Raw genomic sequence first — 17,791 nt, forward strand, 5'->3', positions numbered from 1 at the left:
CTTTACTTATAATGGGGTAGGCAAGAAAAAAAGCGATAGTTACCACTTGTATGCAGGGAGCTTCGCTCTTCATGTAACGTAATGATGGAGCCTTCAGGACAGTCAGAGGCGATTGGTGCTGTGACGAGTGTGGTTTGTCCAGTGTCTAATTGAACGTTCAAATATCGACGGCGGCCATCGAGGGATTGAGTTACCGTCTGAGAAACAACCACACCTTTAATCGAAGAGGTGTGACTTGTTGGTAGGGTAAAAACAAGTAGAACGAGAATGAATGAGAGAATGAGCAAAGCTGTAAGGAACACTTTTGGATTATTCATCATCAAATTTGGGGTCCTTACTGCCTTGCTAACCTAACCGCAAACAGAGCAATTTTGCATTTTAATTAAGTTCATTTCACGCCAAGACATACTCATTGCATCAAGCATTAGAATCTTGCCTTGTTTAGGTGCTCCATAATTTGCGATCACTTTAATTGCTTCCATGGCTTGCACCGCGCCGATAATGCCAACGACAGGAGACATCACCCCCGCCTCGACGCAGCTTAGGGTCGCGTTACCAAACAATGCGCTTAGACACTGATAGCAAGGCTGGCTCTCATCTTGGTAGGTAAAGACACTGATTTGGCCTTCCATTCGGATAGCGGCTCCGGAAACTAAAGGTACTTTTAGATCATAGCAGAGCTTATTAAGTTGATTTCTGGTTTCGACATTATCTGAGGCGTCGAGAACCAAGCTGTGCTTCTTGATTAGTTCTGAAAGCTCTCTATCACTAAGTCGTCTATCGATCGTCTCAACCTCGAGGTGTGGGTTAAGCTGTTTGAGCGAATTAGACGCAGAGAGAACCTTTTTCGTCCCGACATCAGCATCGTGATGTAATACTTGTCGCTGAAGGTTAGAAAGTTCAACCACATCGTCGTCAATCAGAGTTAGCTTGCCGATACCTGCCGTCGCGAGATATTGGCTAGAGGCACAACCCAAACCACCAGCACCTAAAATCAGTACAGAGGCTTGCTTTAGCGCTTCCTGACCATCAAAGTCGAACTGTTTAAGAATGATCTGGCGATTATAACGCAGCATTTCTTGGTCAGATAAGATCTCCAAACTTTACCTCTAGTACAGAGTTGGGTTGAATAACTGAATGTTGACGGTTTCACCCGCTTCAACTCGGCCACGGTCACGCTCAAGAACAACAAAGCAGTTTGCTAAGCTCATTGAACGGAACGCGCCTGAGCTTTGGTTACCAGTTGTCTCAACAATAAATTTACCATCCTCAATTGAATAGATGCCACGTTGGTAATCGGTACGCCCCGGTGCTTTCTTAAACGCACTACGCGTAATCGCTGGGATCGATTCTGGCGCTTTCCATTCACTATGACCTGCAAGCTTGGCCAGCAAAGGCTGAACAAGGACATACATAGTTAATACGGCTGAAACAGGGTTGCCTGGTAATCCGCAGAACCATGCTGTTGAAAGTTTACCAAATGCGAAAGGTTTACCAGGTTTGATCGCTAGTTTCCAAAAACCAATTTGCCCAAGTTCTTCGAGAATATCTTTGGTGTAGTCTGCTTCACCAACACTTACACCACCAGAAGTGACAACGACATCAGCCAGAGACTGTGCTTTTTCGAACGTTGCTTTTAGTGTTTCTTGACAATCTGGGATGATTCCAAGGTCAATGGCTTCACAACCAAAGTTTTCGATCAATGGCTTAATACCATAACGGTTACTGTCATAGATTTGACCTTCAGCTAAGGTTTCGCCGAGTGGCTTAAGTTCGTCTCCAGTTGAGAAAAAAGCGACTCGAGGTTTACGAACAACCGTGACATGGCTAATGCCCAAAGTGGCAATCATGGGAATATCACGAGATGTCAGTCGGGCACCTTTATGTAAAACCACGTCGCCTTGATTGATATCATCACCCGTTGGTCGAATGTTGTTCTGTGGTTTCACATCGCTCTGATTGAACTGAATACCTTGTTCAACTACTTGAGTATTTTCTTGCATGATGACCGCATCGCATCCTTGGGGGATTTTTGCGCCAGTCATAATGCGAATGCAGGTACCTTTTGGCCAGTCCCCTTCAAAAGGTTGGCCTGCAAAAGACTTACCTGTAAGAGGCATGACATGGTTTTCAGCTAGGTCTGCTAATCGAATCGCGTAACCGTCCATCGCTGAATTATCAAAAGGAGGAACAAAAATAGGAGAGAGGATGTCTTCAGCTAGGACAAAACCGATCGCTTCAGCCAGAGGAAGTTGTAAAGTCGTTTGGATAGGTTTGATTGGCGACAGCATTTTATCCATCGCGTCTTCGATTGGCATCAAGCCAGGTGCGTCACAGCATCCCATATAAAAAATCCTATACTTTTATTATTGTCAGATAATCAGGCCACTCTACCACACAAAGCCTTGTGCAATAATGACCTTCGATAAAATATGGGTGTAATTATTCAAAAATCCGAGTATCCTTGTCAGCCATCCTAAAGGGGTAAATAAGAGGAAGTGGTATGTCAGGTCTTAGCGAATCCGCAAAGTTAGTAAAAGATGCGCTAGAACAGAGAGGCTTAGAGACGCCGATGGCGCCTAATCAGTTCAGTCGAGAAGAGAAAAAAGAAAAAATCCAACACCATATGCGTGAAATATTATCTCTGCTGGAACTTGACCTTACCGATGACAGTCTTGAAGAAACACCGCATCGTATTGCGAAGATGTATGTGGATGAAATCTTCTCTGGTTTAGACTATTCAAACTTCCCGAAAATCACGGTGATCGAAAACAAAATGAACGTGAGCGAAATGGTTCGCGTCAAAGATATTACCGTGACAAGTACGTGTGAGCACCATCTTGTCACTATTGATGGCCGTGCCGCAGTCGCTTATATTCCGCGCGGCAAGATCATTGGCCTTTCAAAAATCAACCGTATTGTTCGCTTCTTCGCTCAACGCCCCCAAGTCCAAGAGCGCATGACCCAACAGATCCTCGTTGCTTTGCAAACGTTACTTGAGTCAGATGATGTAGCGGTAACCATCGATGCAACGCATTACTGTGTAAAGTCTCGCGGTGTGATGGATGCGACGAGCGAAACCACTACCACAGCGTTAGGTGGCATCTTTAAGTCTATCCCTGCAACGCGACATGAGTTCCTGCACGGAATTCGATAGGGCAGCGACTGCGTTATCAACTTATTCAAAACCGCTTCTATAATGAGGCGGTTTTACTTTTTAAATCGAGAGAGATGCTCTTTCGATAAACCATTAAGGTTAATATTGTGACGAATTCATTTAAGACACTTGGTCTTCGCCCAGAACTATTAGAAACACTCGACAGCTTGGGCTACACAGAGATGACCCCTATCCAGCAGCAAGCACTGCCAATGGTATTGGCTGGTAAAGATGTGATTGGTCAAGGTAAAACGGGCTCTGGTAAGACGGCGGCATTCTCTTTAGGGTTACTAAGCAACTTAAACGTTAAGCGATTCCGAGTACAGACTTTGGTTCTGTGCCCAACGCGTGAGTTAGCAGATCAAGTCGCGAAGGAAATTCGTACGCTCGCGCGCGGTATCCACAACATTAAAGTACTCACGCTGTGTGGCGGTATGCCTATGGGGCCGCAAATTGGCTCGCTTGAACATGGCGCTCATATATTAGTCGGAACTCCAGGTCGAATCCTTGATCATATGTCTAAAGGACGTATCAATCTTGATGAACTGAATACTCTGGTTCTGGATGAAGCTGATCGTATGCTTGACATGGGATTTGAAGAGGCGATTGATACGATCATCGACGCCGCGCCTATCAAGCGACAAACACTGTTGTTTAGTGCCACCTTCCCAGATAACATTGAGTCGCTTGCCGCAAAAGTGATGGTTAAGCCAGAAATGGTGAAAGTGGAGTCGACACACCAAAAAACTACCATCGAGCAGCGTTTCTACAAGTTGGATAATACAGAAGCAAAAGATGATGCACTCGAAGCACTGTTGTTGACTCACAAACCTGAATCTTCAGTCGTTTTTTGTAATACCAAGAAGGAAGTGCAAAATGTTGCGGATGAACTCAGCCACCGTGGCTTCAGTGTGGTTGAACTGCATGGCGACATGGAGCAACGTGAGCGTGAACAAGCATTAACCATGTTTGCCAACAAGAGTATTTCGATTCTTGTGGCAACTGACGTAGCAGCACGTGGTCTTGATGTCGACAACCTTGATGCTGTGTTTAACTTCGAACTGTCACGCGATCCGGAAGTACATGTTCACCGTATTGGCCGAACCGGACGTGCTGGTTCAAAAGGAGTAGCGTTTAGTTTCTATAACGAGAGAGAAGAGTACCGTGTCGCGCGAATTGATGAGTATATGGATATTGCGATTTCGCCTTCACAACTGCCTGAAAAACGAGTTGAGCGTCCTTTCTATCCAAAGATGCAAACCATTCAAATCTTAGGTGGCAAAAAACAGAAAGTACGAGCGGGCGATATTTTAGGTGCACTCACCAAGCAAGCAGGTCTTGATGGTAAGAAGATCGGTAAGATCAATATTCTTGCGATGGTGTCTTATGTCGCAGTAGAGCATGACATCGTTAAACCCGCACTTAAACAACTGCAAACAGGCAAAATGAAAGGTCGTAATTTCAAAGCACGAGTCATGAAGTAACTCAGTAGCAATCTCAAGCCCCCAGTTGTACACAACTTCTGGGGTCTATGTTTGGCATCAAAAAAATCAATCAGAGAACTTATAAACCACACCCAAGTTTGTCATCCAACCTATATCTCGCTGAACAAGCGGACTGTTTGAGTCGTACTCTCCTGTTCTTCACTCAAAAAAGAGCCAACCTCTGTGGATTGGCTCTAAGGTCGACGGTTGGATGGATTAACTGTCGAATAGGTATAGATATTCCGCGTAACCCTCAGCTTCCATTTCTGATAGAGGAATAAATTTCATCGCGGCGGAATTCATGCAGTAGCGCAAGCCCGTGGGAGCAGGACCATCTTTGAATACGTGACCTAAGTGCGAATCTGCAAAACGACTTCTTACTTCAGTCCTTGGGTAGAGTAGGTGGAAGTCGGTCTTTGTTACTACATAACCTTTGTTTATTGGTTTAGTAAAACTTGGCCAACCTGTACCAGATTTATATTTATCCGTTGACGAAAACAGTGGTTCGCCAGAAACAATATCAACATAAATACCTGGCTCTTTGTTGTCCCAGTACTTGTTTTTGAATGCGCGTTCAGTGCCTTCTTCTTGTGTCACGTAATATTGCAAATCAGTCAATTTAGCTTTGATTTGTTTATCTGAAGGCTTGCTGTAAGCCTTGATATTAGCAACGGTGTTTTTCTCATCGATCAATTGACGCAGCGTAACTGGATTTTCATCACGGTCATCACCAAAGATCTCATCAAGATATTGGTCTCGCCCAGAGGCATAGCGATAGTAGTTGTAGCGCACTTTATTACGTTTGTAATAGTCTTGATGATAGTTCTCAGCAGGCCAAAACTTTTCAAATCTAATCAGCTCCGTTTTCAATGATTTCTTGAAAACTCCAAGATCATCGATCTCTGCCATAAACTGCTCGGCAATCATCTTCTGCTTATCATTGTGGTAGAAGATTGCAGGGCGGTACTGCGGGCCTCTGTCAACAAACGAACCTTTATTGTCTGTTGGGTCTATATGACGAAAGAACTGATCTAGGACTTGCTCATAGCTGACGACTTTCGGATCATATTTGACTTCTATTACTTCGATATGTCCCGATTTTCCAGAAGACACTTGTTTGTAGGTTGGACTTTCTAATTCGCCACCCGAATACCCGGAAATAACGTCAATTACGCCGTTGAATTTTTCTAGGTCTGATTCGGTACACCAAAAGCAGCCTCCTGCTAGCGTGGCAACTTCGTATCCTTTTGACGTTGTGTTTTTCGGCATGTCACTGTCTGCTGTACCTACAAAAGAGGCGAGGGCAGCAACGGCTGCGATCGCGGATAGGACAAACTTAAACTTTACTTTCATATCAACCTCATCGATTGTTTTCGTTATCGATTAATAAGAACGGCCAAAGCAAGAAAAAATTACCAATCTGATATAAGTTTTATTGGTTTGCTTTCGTTGAAGATCAAAAAAGACGCTGGGAACGCGTCTTTTAAAAGATTGGAATTAAACGGCAGCTGTTATCCCAAAGATGGGAGAACACCCGCAGTAATAAGAATTTGTGCGCCAACTATTAATACACCAACCGTACTGCCAACGGCTAAACCAAGGTTTCCACCAAATACTTGGTAATGCTCGTCATCGGCTTGTACACGGGCCTTCTTAACCATCAATATGGGTAAGAAAATCGCAAGAACAACCAGTGCAATGGCTGCATAACCAAGAGCCATGATAAAGCCCTGTGGATAGAAAAGAGCGAAGCCCATCGGTGGAACAAAAGTAATTAAGCCAACCAAGGTTCGTGAATGTCCTTTGCCTTGCTTCTTAAGCGTGTCACCCAAAAATTCAAACAAACCTAAACTTACTCCCAAAAACGAGGTGAGCAGTGCTAGATCGGCGAACAGTCCGATCGTTTGACCTAAGCTAGAAGCATGGACAGTTGTCGAGAGCGTCGAAATTAACGCGCTAAGCCCTTGGTTCTCTAGCAACGTAGATTGGTTCACAACGCCTAGCGTCACAATTTGCCAAAACACATAAACGACTAAAGGAATCGCAGAGCCAATCAAAATCGCTTTGCGCAGCGACGGGGTATGGCCATCTAAGTAGTTAACAATTGCAGGGATGCTACCGTGGAAACCAAATGACGTAAAAATGACCGGAATAGCGGCAATCACCAACCCTTGTTCAACCGGCATACTCAAAAGGTAAGATTCGGTGACATTCGGTGCCAAAAACGTCAGCACCATCGCCATCGCAACGATCTTGATTAAAAATAATACGCGGTTCACTTTATCGACTGTCGCGGTACCAATCACAACTACACTAGCCACAATTAGTGTAAAGACTACCGTTGATGTAGTGTTCGAAACCTCAATGTCTGTGAAGCTTGCAATACGCTCGGCAAACTGTGCCCCACCGCCAGCTATGTACGCTGCACACAGTGCATAGAACAAAAACATCATGGCAAAGCTAGCGATCCATTTCCCTTTTGTCCCTAAAAACTGCTTCGCGAGTGAATGTAATGTCGCATCTTGATCTGCGTGTTGGTGGACTTCAATCATCAATAAAGCGGTGTATGCCATAAGGGCCCAAAGTGCAACCATGACCATAAGTGATGTTGAGAAACCGATTCCGGCCGATGCGAGGGGAAGTGCGAGCATGCCAGCACCAATGGTGGTACCCGCAATGATCAAAGTACTACCCAATACCTTTGATTTTGTCATTGTATAATATTCTTTACATTAGGTTGATTTTAATGGCTGTTTTGGCTAATTAATAAACAGAACATAGCCTAACTAGCTGCAATGTTGGTGATTGTGTAAAATATATCGAACATAATCAAGGGGAATGTACATATATATCACTATTGGTGTAAAGGTTCCTATACAAAGTGGTGGGAAGTGGGTGACGTAAACGTTTACTTGGGATGAATTTCAAATCGTCACCACAATTTACTTTGCCCTTTCAAAAAACTGTCATATAAGTGCTTTAAAAAGGAACAATAAACCCGCATATTCGAGTGAGAGTCCGAATAGGGTTCTAAGAAGTGTTTTTATTAAGGAGGTCAGAATGAGTGACCAAACAGAAAACGAAGAATGCCTTGAGCTATTAGATGCGATGGAAATTGGCTTTGAGCTCTCAGATTATGAGCAGTCAATTGAAGAACTCGCAGAAGAAATCTTCAAATAACAATTCTTCAACAATGATATCGCTACTAAGGTAGCAAACGGAAAGAGCCAGTGCATTCGCGCTGGCTTTGTGCTTTTATTGAAAAAGAAGACGTTATTGCAAGGCTAATTGATTGAACTATCTCGCCCACTTACACATTGCAGATCATTGCGATTCGAATTTACTTGGCAACTTGCTAGGTGATTTTGTAAAAGGTAATCCTGAATCTCAGTTTCCAAACAACGTCTCCCAAGGCGTGCGCCTGCACCGATATGTCGATTCATTCACAGACCATCATGAGCAAGTTCTCGAAGTAAAAGGCTTGTTTCCAAATGGAGTAAGGCGCTTTTCAGGTATCGCTTTGGATATGTTTTGGGATCACTGCTTAGCTAAACAGTGGAGTCAGTTCCACTCGAACTCACTGAATGAGTTTTGCCAACAAGCAGAGCATCGTGTATCTCTCGACAGCCACAATGAACTACCTGAGCGCTTCTTACGTGTTTCCTCCGCGATGTGGCAAGGACGTTGGTTGGAGTCTTACCAGCACCTAGACAATATTGAATATGCGTTGCAACGGATGTCTGGTCGGTCTCCCAGAATGGAGCGGTTAAGTGATTGTTTTCCACATATTGAGCGAAATTATGACCACTTGGTTGAGACATTCTCAACCTTCTACCCTGATGTGCTAACTGCGAGCAAAAGTTTTTGATAGAATCGTCGGCCTTGCAATTAAAGGTTACGCGCATGTCGACACAATTTGAAGCACTAGGGCTTTGCTCAACACTTACCCAAACCACTGACAAACTCGGTTTTAGCCAACCAACCGAAGTACAAGCACAGGCAATTCCACATGTTCTTGATGGTGCAGATGTCCTTGCTGGTGCCCAGACCGGTACGGGTAAAACTGCTGCTTTCGGTCTGCCTATATTGCAGAAGCTGATTGCGTCTGATGTGAAACGCGATCCTCAAAATAATGATGTGCTGGCTCTGGTACTTGTGCCTACCCGAGAGTTAGCACAACAGGTGTACGATAACTTAGTTCAATATGCGCAAGAGACGACAATAAAAATCGTCACCGCTTATGGTGGTACCAGCATGAATGTACAGACTCGTAACCTGAATGAGGGTTGCGACATACTGATTGCTACACCTGGGCGCTTGCTCGATCATATGTTCTGCAAAAACATCAACTTGTTCAAAACGCAATACTTAGTATTGGATGAAGCGGACCGTATGTTGGATATGGGATTTATGCCGGATATCAAACGTATCCTTAAGCGCTGTAATGAAGAACGTCAAACGCTGTTTTTTTCTGCAACCTTTGATAAACGAATCAAAGCCATCGCCTATAAAATGCTTAATGAGCCGGTTGAAATACAAGTAACGCCGTCTAACAGTACTGCTGAAACGGTGAAGCAGATGGTGTATCCGGTTGATAGAAAGCGCAAAGCGGAACTATTGGCATACCTGATTGGCTCAAGAAACTGGCAGCAAGTGCTGGTGTTTACCAAAACCAAGCAAGGTAGCGATGCCCTAGCAAAAGAGCTGAAGCTTGATGGGATCAAGGCGGCGTCAATTAATGGTGATAAAAGCCAAGGAGCACGACAGAAAGCGCTGGATGATTTTAAGTCAGGCCAAATTCGAGCGCTTATTGCCACCGATGTAGCCGCTCGTGGCCTAGATATTCAACAGCTTGAGCAGGTGGTTAACTTTGATATGCCGTATAAGGCAGAAGACTATGTCCATCGAATCGGACGAACAGGTCGTGCAGGCAAGGAAGGTTTTGCGGTATCGTTAATGAGTCGCGATGAAGAGTACCTACTCGAAGCGATAGAACGCTTACTCGACAGTAAACTGCCTCAAGAATGGCTGCCAGGCTTTGAGCCGAGTCTGATTGAACAAGTTGAGCCTGAAAAGTCGCCACAAAGAAGAGGGCGTAACGCTGATAAGCGTAGAATGAAAGCGAAACTTAAGATTCATGCCAATCGCGGTAAGAAGAGATAGTTAAAGAGACAAGGCTGGCGTTGTTAGCAACTAAGCCTACTACTTTGGAATCTGATCAAGGAACGTAGTCGTGAAGTTAACCCTCATTACATTGAAAGATGCAGACGAGTTGTTAGAGTTTGAGTTGGCTAATCAAACTTGGTTCGAGGCGTTTATACCGCCACGTGAAGAGGGCTTCTATTCTCAGGAAGGAGTTCAGCAGCATATCCGTGAGTTCCTACTCGACTATCAATGTAATGAGATGGTTCCTTTGCTGATCAAAAATGGCCAAAATCAAATTATCGGTAGGATAAATTTGACTAACATTGACTCGGTGAGGAGCACCGCTCATTTAGGTTATCGTGTAGGGAAAGCGTCGATAAATCGAGGTGTCGCTAAGTGGGCGGTTTCGGAAGTGACGAAAATCGTTAAAGATAAGGGCATCAACAAACTGTTTGCTTATGCTGCGACGGAAAACCCTGCTTCACAGAATGTACTCACAAGTAATGGTTTCCAACCAGTCAAAGTTGTTCACGACTATGCCGAGTTGCATGGTGAATCAATCGACTGTATCGAATTTAAACTCTTGGTTAGATAAACCATCTTGTTTCAGAATATTTTAATTAGGATCTAATTCTTAATAATACCTCTTTAATATCAGTAAACTAAAGTACCAACTTTATCAAGATTGAATCAGAGTTCTGCTTTGATAACCTTGACTTAACCCTTACATAGACTATTACTTAGCGATAACGCAAAGGTTTATCCATAGATTCAATGGGGGCTACAATGAGACTACTTCTGACGCTGGTATGTGCACTTTTGTTATCTACTACCGCCGTAGCAAAAACAGATATTACTATTTACGGTGATGACACCTACCCACCTTATTCCTATGTTGAAAGCGGCAGACTGACAGGGATCTATACTGTTGTTTTAGAGAATATCTTTGCCAAGATGCCTGACTATAACATCACCTTGAAAGGCACTCCTTGGAAGCGAGGGTTATCTCAAATTGAAGGCAGTAAGATATTTGCGCTTTACCCTCCTTATAAAAGACCAGAGCAAAGACCCTATATGGAATATGACGTACCTATCTTAGATGAAAAGTTGGTCGTTGTATGTCAAAAGTCAGTTTTGAGCAGTGCCAAACCGAATTGGCCAAATGACTACCTAGGCTTAACTATTGGTAATAATGCAGGTTTTTCGGCGGGCGGTGACGAGTTTTGGTCTGCAGTGAAGGCGGGAAAAATCAAAGTCACCGAAACGAAAGGGACACCTAAAAACCTACTAAAACTCATCGCGGGTCGTATTGATTGTTACATGAACGACGCATTGTCAATTCAGTGGGAGTTGAAGAAGCTTCAAAACGAGGGCAAGTACGATGGTCAAAGTGTGGTCGAAGGGGCGACGATTAGCTCAGAGCAGGGGTTCTTAGGTATCGTAACCAATGGCGCTAGTTTTCCATATAAAGAGAACTTCAAGGCGGAATATCACAAAATATTGTCTGAAATGAAGCAAAGTGGAGAAATTGATAAAATCGTCAACGACTTTATTAAATAACTTTGTAAACAAAATAAAAACGGAAGCGAGTGCTTCCGTTTTTATAGTTAAGCGTATTGAGCAACCATACTTTCCCAACTTTTTTTCTGTGTCGCTAGCTCTTGCTTCATTTGTTGATAGCGCAGCTTAAGAAGAGATTTCTCGTACTTCTTGGCTAGATCATTTTTCTTCGATTCTAATACTTGTTTCTTTACATCGTAATAGTCCGACATTTTACCCATCAACGCTTCAAACTCTTTGTTCAGCGCTTCATTAATCAAGGGGGCGTTAGGTAGCTTACTGACGTTGCGAGAGGCGGTATTAAGAGCTTGTTTAGCTTTCGCCTTTTCAATCTTAAGCTTAGGAGTAACTCGGAGCTTTTGGGTCAAACCTAGCCACGAACACGACTTAATAAGCCATTTAGTCGGATCGTATTGCCACCAATAGATGCCATTGCGATAATCATTTTCAAAGATATGGTGGTAATTATGGTAGCCCTCACCGAACGTGAATACAGCCAAGACTGCGTTATCACGAGCGGTATTTTTATCAGTGTAAGGTTGACTTCCCCAAATATGCGCCAAAGAGTTGATAAAGAAAGTCGAATGATGGCTTAGTACCAGTCTCAATACGCCAACGGCTAGAAGCATACCCACAATATCGCCATGTAGTAGGCCAATCGCGATAGGAATACCAAAGTTAGTTACAATTGCGAGTGGTACATAGTATTTGTGCTGCCACATAACAATCTTGTCTTTTTGTAAGTCACGGCAGTTGCTGTAATCTACATACGAATTCGTCTTGTACTCACGTAACATCCAACCAATATGAGAAAACCAAAAACCCCGTTTGGCCGAATATGGGTCTTTATCGTTGTTGTCGACATGCTTATGGTGGATACGATGATCAGAACTCCAGTGCAGAGCGCTGTTTTGTAGGGCAAAAGCACCTCCTAATGCAAAAAGAAAACGTAGAGACCAGTGAGCCTCATAGGTTTTGTGTGACCAGAGGCGATGATAACCTGCGGTAATTGAAAGATTACAAAAAGAAAAAGCGGCTAAAAACCAGAATAGGTGTTCAACACCGTACCCCGCCGTAATGCCATACCAAGGAACGATAGCAATAGAGACGATGAACGAAGATAAAAAGATAAATATGTTTAACCAAATCAGAGGTGGTTTGCTAGAGCCCGACATGGTGACTTCCTTTCAGCTAACAGTTGTTCGCTAGAATATCAGCGTACAAGTGTAAGTCAAACTCAATCGCGGAGTTTGATGTTCAACTCACGTCTCTATAGAGTCAAAATTGTAACTGAGTTTGTAATATCTCTTTAGAGTAGATAACTATTCACTCAATCACGCCTCTTGCTCCAGAATGATTGGCTTTTAGTTAAATGTTTTATAGTATGAAGAGGTAAGCTACCCTTACAGGAAGTAATAAGGAACTATAAATGGAACTAAAAGTAGCTGAATATAGCGACTATGAGCGTATTGCGACTCTGCATGCGCAAAGCTGGAAGCAATTCTACCAAGGGATATTGGGCAAAGAGTTTCTCGAATGTGAAGTGCTTGAAGAGCGAAAGTCTATCTGGCAAACCCGTCTGATTAACCCCCCTTTTAATCAACACGTCCTGCTTATTGAAGAGGGAGGGCTGTTATGCGGGTTTATCTGTGCGTTCGGCAATCATGACTTTGAGAAGGGAACGATCATCGATGCGCTGCATGTCGACCTTGCATATAGAGGAAAAGGTTTAGGTGTAAAGTTAATTGCTGAAATGGCTAAGTGGATTGAACAGTACTTTCCCGATAACGGTGTATACCTTGAAGTTATGAAAGACAACAAACAAGCGGTCGAATTCTATGAACACCTAGGTGGTGAATGTCATCTTGAACGCTTATGGAACGCACCGTGTGGTAACCAAGTTCCAGAGCTTGTTTATAGGTGGAAATCAGGCAAAGACTTGGCAGTCCACGTCAAATCTCACACTAGGTTAGACGTTGTAACGGATTGATACAATTAAAGTTGTATTCTGATATTTCTCGGACATTACACTTATAGCCTTTAGGTAGTTTTAGATAAAACCTTTTAACTACCTAACGGCCTATTAATGAAAAAAACCTTGCTCTTCACAGCGCTTAGTAGTGCGCTTTTTCTCGTAGGATGCGGTGAAACTGCTCAAGGAAAGAAACAAATGCCAGCGCAACTGGTAGTCGCGCAGCAAGCCCAGTTTATTCCTCATCAACAAAGTAAATCTTATATTGGTCGCGTCGAGGCCGTCGAAGATACCAGCATTACCGCGCAGGTCACGGGCTATTTGAAAGCTCGCCACTTTGAAGAGGGACAAATGGTTGAGAAGGGCCAACTTCTCTATACGATTGAACCCTCATCTTTTAACGCTCAAGTAGCGAGCGCAAATGCCGCGTTGGCTCAAGCTCGTGCCACTCTTAAAAAAGCACAACTCGATTTTAAACGAGGTGAGAATCTACTTCCTAAAGGTAGTATTTCTCAATCTGAATTTGATAACTTGAATGCCGCCCTACTAGGGGCACAGGCTCAAGTTGAAGCGAGCATTGCGCAATTACACTTGGCTGAAGTTAACCTTTCATATACACAGATCAAAGCTCCATTCTCTGGTCGAATTGCACAAAGTAAAGTGAGTACTGGTGACCTAGTGTCACCTCAATCGGGTATTTTGACTACGCTGGTTAGCCTAAACCCCATCCATACAAGTTTTAGCATAAGTGAAAGAGAGCGCCTTGAACTTGGCATTGATCGAGTTAAAGGTGACGGCGACGCAGATTTGGTAGAAGTACAAGTTGTGCTAGAAAACGGCCAGCCATTTGAATACCTAGGTAAATTGGACTTCTTAGGTAATCGTATCGACCTAAATACGGGGACTATCGCGATGCGTGCTGTCGTAGAAAACCCGGACTACCGATTACTTCCAGGCCAGCATATTCGTGTTGAACTGCGTGAAAAACAAGCGCAAGACGTGATTGTGATCCCTCGTCGTGCTGTGCAAACCGATCTTGAAGGAAACTTCGTGATGGTGGTGGCTGAAGGTAATATTGCAGAAAGGCGTAACGTAGAACTAGGCCGCCAGTTAGATAATGGCGTCATTGTTAAAAATGGTTTAAAGGCAGATGAACAGGTCATCACTCAAGGCTTGCAACGTATCCGTAACGGTGTACCTGTTCGTTTTGAACAATCAAAAGATGCTGATTAAAGAGGTGTAAATGTTAAGTCGTTTCTTTATCCAGCGTCCTAAGTTTGCGCTGGTTATATCAATCATACTGACTTTGGCAGGGGCTGTCTCATTGGCGATCTTGCCTGTTGCTGAGTATCCTAAAATTAGCCCTCCGTCGGTGAGTGTATCTGCTTACTATACAGGTGCAAGTGCTGAAGTTGTGGAACAGGCGATAGCTGACCCTATAGAGACCTCAGTCAATGGCGTTGAAGATATGATTTATATGTCTTCAAAGAGTGCCAATGATGGTTCGTATAATCTGAACGTCACATTCGATGTTGGCACCGATCCCGATATGGCTCAGGTTAACGTACAAAACCGTGTTGCACAGATTGAGTCGAAGCTTCCACAGGAAGTAAGAATGGTTGGTGTGACGGTGAAAAAGCGTTCACCAGACCTACTTATGGTGCTCAACTTCTACTCGCCAAACGGTAAGTATGATGACCAGTTCCTCATCAACTACGTTAACCTAAATATTAAAGACCAACTGGCGCGTGTTAGCGGGATCAGTGAAGTGAATGTCTTAGGTGGCGGTGAGTATGCGATGCGCGTTTGGTTAGATCCTGAAAAAATGGCTAACCTAAACTTAACCACTACCGATGTTTATGCTGCTTTGGCAGAGCAGAACGTTCAGGTTGCAGCGGGTCGTGTCGGTGCTGCGCCATACAGCAATCCTCAAGAAGTTCAGTTTAACTTGGTGACTAAAGGCCGCCTAGAGACGGCTGATGAGTTTGAAAATGTAGTACTGCGCGCGAGTCAAGATGGTTCAACAGTGTATTTGAAAGACGTTGCACGCGTCGAACTGGGCAAAAAGTTCTACGATGGTAACGGTAAGTACCGTGGTCAAGATGCCTCCATCGTGACGTTGTCACTGCAGTCTGATGCCAACGCGCTGGAGAGTGGTAAAGCGGTAATGGCCATGCTTGAGAAGCTGAGCCATAACTTCCCTGATGGTGTTGCTTACGAAACAAGTTACGACACAACGGTGTTTGTTGCCGAATCAATCAAAGGTGTAGTCAAAACGCTGATTGAAGCCATTTTACTTGTTATCGCGGTAACTTATCTGTTCTTGGGTAGTGCTCGTGCCACATTGATTCCGGTCGTTGCTATTCCAGTTTCTTTGATCGGTACATTTGCTGTTATGCAGATGACGGGCTTTACGATCAACACGGTGACCTTATTTGGTTTGATTCTCGCGATCGGTATCGTGGTGGATGACGCAATACTGGTTATTGAGAACGTTGATACCACGATGGCGAAAGACCCAACAATTTCGCCACGCAAAGCGACACTGATCGCGATGAAAGAGGTAACCGGACCAATCATCACGTCAACTTTGGTTCTACTGGCAGTATTCATTCCAGTGGCGATGCTTCCGGGTATTACGGGTATCATGTATCGCCAATTCGCGTTGACTATCTGCATCGCGGTTGTGATCTCATCGATCAATGCACTCACGCTATCACCAGCGTTGTGTTCTTTGGTACTGAAACAGGGTGGTGGAAACACAGCTCGTTGGTATCAAGCATTCAACCGAGGCTTAGAAAGCGTTACTGAAAAATATGGCCAAGTGGCAAGCTTCCTTGTGAAAAAAGGCGTGCTTCTCTTTGCCTTCTTCTTTGTGGCCTTGGCTGCCGTTACATATTTCTCGAAAACGACGTCGACGGCGTTTGTACCTCAGGAAGATAAAGGCATCTTGTTAGTTAACGTACAGTTACCAGACGCGGCATCTCTGTCTCGTACAGAAGAAGCGACTGAGCAGCTGCTTGAAATGGTGGAGCAAGAGCCTGGTGTAGATGGTGTCACTTTGGTCAATGGTTATGCCTTCATGACGGGTGCGTCTGCTTCCAATGGTGCGTCACTGTTTATCAAACTGCACGACTGGGATATGCGTAACGCACTAGACGGTGACCATTCGGCACAAGGTATCTCGCGTCGTATTAACGGTCGTGCTGCAGTTGAATTACCGCAAGCCGTCGTCTTTGCGATGGGTCCACCAGCCGTACCGGGGATGGGGGCTGCATCGGGCTTTGAGTTTGTACTGGAAGATACGCTAGGCCGGAGCCGCAGTGACCTTGCAATGGTAATGGATGATGTAATTGAGAAAGCGAACCAGCAGCCTGAGATATCTCGTACCTTTAGTACTTTTCGTGCCAATGTTCCTCATTACTACGTGGACATTGATCGTGAAAAAGCGCAGCAGTTGGGAATTCCTTTGTCTGAGGTCTTCCAGACACTGCAAGGTAACCTAGGTTCTCTGTACGTAAATGACTTCACCATGTTTGGTAAGAACTTCCGCGTAACCATGCAAGCGGACAGTGAGCACCGAAGCAATATGGATGATCTCCAGCGCTTCCATGTTCGTTCTTCATCGGGGGAGATGATTCCACTAAGTACATTGGTGACGCATGAGCAGATCTTTGAGCCAGATGTCGCGTGGCGTTACAATATGTACCGTAGTGCTGTGATTCAAGGTCAGCCAGCTCCGGGTTACTCAAGCGGTGACGCGATTGCAGCCATGGAACGTGTCGCAGCCGAAGTCCTTCCGCAAGGGTATCAGTATGAATGGACGGGTATGGCTTACCAAGAGGTGTTGGCGGGTAACCAAGCGATCTTCGCGTTCGCATTAGCACTGATCTTTATTTACCTGTTTATGGTTGCTCAGTATGAAAGTTGGACTATTCCGGTTGCGATTATACTGGTGGTGCCAGTGGCAACCTTGGGCTCTTTCTTAGCGCTTAACCTCACAGGTACGCCACTTAACTTGTACGCGCAGATAGGTCTCGTTCTGCTCATAGCTCTCGCTGCGAAGAACGCAATCTTGATTGTCGAATTCGCTAAGGTTGAGCGTGAAAATAACGGTGTACCTATCGATGATGCAGCAGTCAAGGGCGGTACTTTACGTTTCCGCGCGGTAAACATGACGTCGTGGTCATTTATTTTGGGTATCTTCCCACTAATCTTTGCAGCAGGTGCGGGGCACGTGAGCCAAAACTCGCTCGGTATTTCGTTGATTGGCGGTCTACTGTGTGTGTTATTGGCGGGTACATTCTTAATTCCGGGTTTCTACGCATTCGTTCAGCGCAGACGTGAAAAGGCCCATGGTGGTAATACCAAATTGATTCCTTTAGATGACGATTAACGTTTGGTAAATTGAAAATCCCCTTAGCTAATTGGCGAGGGGATTTTTAATCTCTAGAACGATTCCCATCAGTAGAG

15 protein-coding genes are annotated in these 17,791 nt (G+C 44.4%); 9 read left to right on the top strand and 6 right to left on the bottom strand.

Annotated elements, in window-relative coordinates:
- Positions 1–2 precede the first annotated feature (2 nt).
- The 3 genes from APB76_RS22485 to moeA are packed head-to-tail and all read right to left on the bottom strand — an operon-like array spanning position 3 to position 2,345.
- Complete coding sequence (locus APB76_RS22485) at positions 3–320, bottom strand: hypothetical protein (protein WP_237767875.1); 318 nt, start codon at positions 318–320, stop codon at positions 3–5.
- A 30-nt stretch (positions 321–350) separates the two neighbouring features.
- Entirely contained in the window at positions 351–1,100 is a 750-nt protein-coding gene (moeB, locus tag APB76_RS03120) for a molybdopterin-synthase adenylyltransferase MoeB (protein WP_054962970.1), read from the bottom strand.
- 9 nt (positions 1,101–1,109) lie between these two features.
- Positions 1,110–2,345: a molybdopterin molybdotransferase MoeA gene (gene moeA, locus APB76_RS03125; RefSeq protein ID WP_054962969.1), complete on the bottom strand. Its 1,236-nt coding sequence runs from the start codon at positions 2,343–2,345 to the stop codon at positions 1,110–1,112.
- A gap of 158 nt (positions 2,346–2,503) precedes the next feature.
- Here moeA and folE point away from each other — a divergent pair, with 158 nt between their 5' ends.
- Complete coding sequence (gene folE, locus APB76_RS03130) at positions 2,504–3,157, top strand: GTP cyclohydrolase I FolE (protein WP_054962968.1); 654 nt, start codon at positions 2,504–2,506, stop codon at positions 3,155–3,157.
- Between the two features lie 107 nt (positions 3,158–3,264).
- Positions 3,265–4,641 carry an ATP-dependent RNA helicase DbpA gene (gene dbpA, locus APB76_RS03135; protein ID WP_054962967.1) on the top strand — a complete coding sequence of 459 codons (1,377 nt, stop codon included), beginning with the start codon at positions 3,265–3,267 and terminating at the stop codon, positions 4,639–4,641.
- Positions 4,642–4,857: 216 nt separating this feature from the next.
- Here dbpA and msrB read toward each other — a convergent pair whose 3' ends face one another.
- Together msrB and APB76_RS03145 are read right to left on the bottom strand one after the other, a co-directional pair.
- The gene (gene msrB / locus APB76_RS03140) at positions 4,858–5,994 is read right to left on the bottom strand and encodes a peptide-methionine (R)-S-oxide reductase MsrB (protein WP_054962966.1); all 1,137 of its coding nucleotides are present in this window, start codon (positions 5,992–5,994) and stop codon (positions 4,858–4,860) included.
- Between the two features lie 158 nt (positions 5,995–6,152).
- Positions 6,153–7,355: an aromatic amino acid transport family protein gene (locus tag APB76_RS03145; RefSeq protein WP_054962965.1), complete on the bottom strand. Its 1,203-nt coding sequence runs from the start codon at positions 7,353–7,355 to the stop codon at positions 6,153–6,155.
- 578 nt (positions 7,356–7,933) lie between these two features.
- On the opposite strand from APB76_RS03145, the gene APB76_RS03150 reads away from it, so the two are divergent.
- The 4 genes from APB76_RS03150 (at position 7,934) to APB76_RS03165 (ending at position 11,346) form a co-directional block, all read left to right on the top strand.
- A complete protein-coding gene (locus tag APB76_RS03150; protein ID WP_049846127.1) occupies positions 7,934–8,509 on the top strand; it encodes an acyl carrier protein phosphodiesterase in 576 nt (191 codons plus the stop codon).
- Between the two features lie 35 nt (positions 8,510–8,544).
- Complete coding sequence (locus APB76_RS03155) at positions 8,545–9,804, top strand: DEAD/DEAH box helicase (protein ID WP_054962964.1); 1,260 nt, start codon at positions 8,545–8,547, stop codon at positions 9,802–9,804.
- A 70-nt stretch (positions 9,805–9,874) separates the two neighbouring features.
- Positions 9,875–10,381, top strand: a complete 507-nt coding sequence (locus tag APB76_RS03160) for a GNAT family N-acetyltransferase (protein ID WP_049846129.1) — start codon at positions 9,875–9,877, stop codon at positions 10,379–10,381.
- A 191-nt stretch (positions 10,382–10,572) separates the two neighbouring features.
- Positions 10,573–11,346, top strand: a complete 774-nt coding sequence (locus APB76_RS03165) for a substrate-binding periplasmic protein (protein WP_054962963.1) — start codon at positions 10,573–10,575, stop codon at positions 11,344–11,346.
- A 47-nt stretch (positions 11,347–11,393) separates the two neighbouring features.
- On the opposite strand, the gene APB76_RS03170 is transcribed toward APB76_RS03165, so the two are convergent.
- Positions 11,394–12,521: an acyl-CoA desaturase gene (locus tag APB76_RS03170; RefSeq protein WP_054962962.1), complete on the bottom strand. Its 1,128-nt coding sequence runs from the start codon at positions 12,519–12,521 to the stop codon at positions 11,394–11,396.
- Between the two features lie 254 nt (positions 12,522–12,775).
- On the opposite strand from APB76_RS03170, the gene APB76_RS03175 reads away from it, so the two are divergent.
- The 3 genes from APB76_RS03175 to APB76_RS03185 all read left to right on the top strand — a co-directional run bounded on the left by APB76_RS03175 (position 12,776) and on the right by APB76_RS03185 (position 17,714).
- The gene (locus APB76_RS03175; protein WP_054962961.1) at positions 12,776–13,336 is read left to right on the top strand and encodes a GNAT family N-acetyltransferase; all 561 of its coding nucleotides are present in this window, start codon (positions 12,776–12,778) and stop codon (positions 13,334–13,336) included.
- Between the two features lie 96 nt (positions 13,337–13,432).
- Complete coding sequence (locus APB76_RS03180; protein WP_054962960.1) at positions 13,433–14,551, top strand: efflux RND transporter periplasmic adaptor subunit; 1,119 nt, start codon at positions 13,433–13,435, stop codon at positions 14,549–14,551.
- Between the two features lie 10 nt (positions 14,552–14,561).
- Entirely contained in the window at positions 14,562–17,714 is a 3,153-nt protein-coding gene (locus tag APB76_RS03185) for an efflux RND transporter permease subunit (RefSeq protein WP_054962959.1), read from the top strand.
- Positions 17,715–17,791 lie beyond the last annotated feature (77 nt).

This window comes from Vibrio bivalvicida (assembly GCF_001399455.2).
GTDB classification, from domain to species: Bacteria; Pseudomonadota; Gammaproteobacteria; order Enterobacterales; family Vibrionaceae; genus Vibrio; species Vibrio bivalvicida.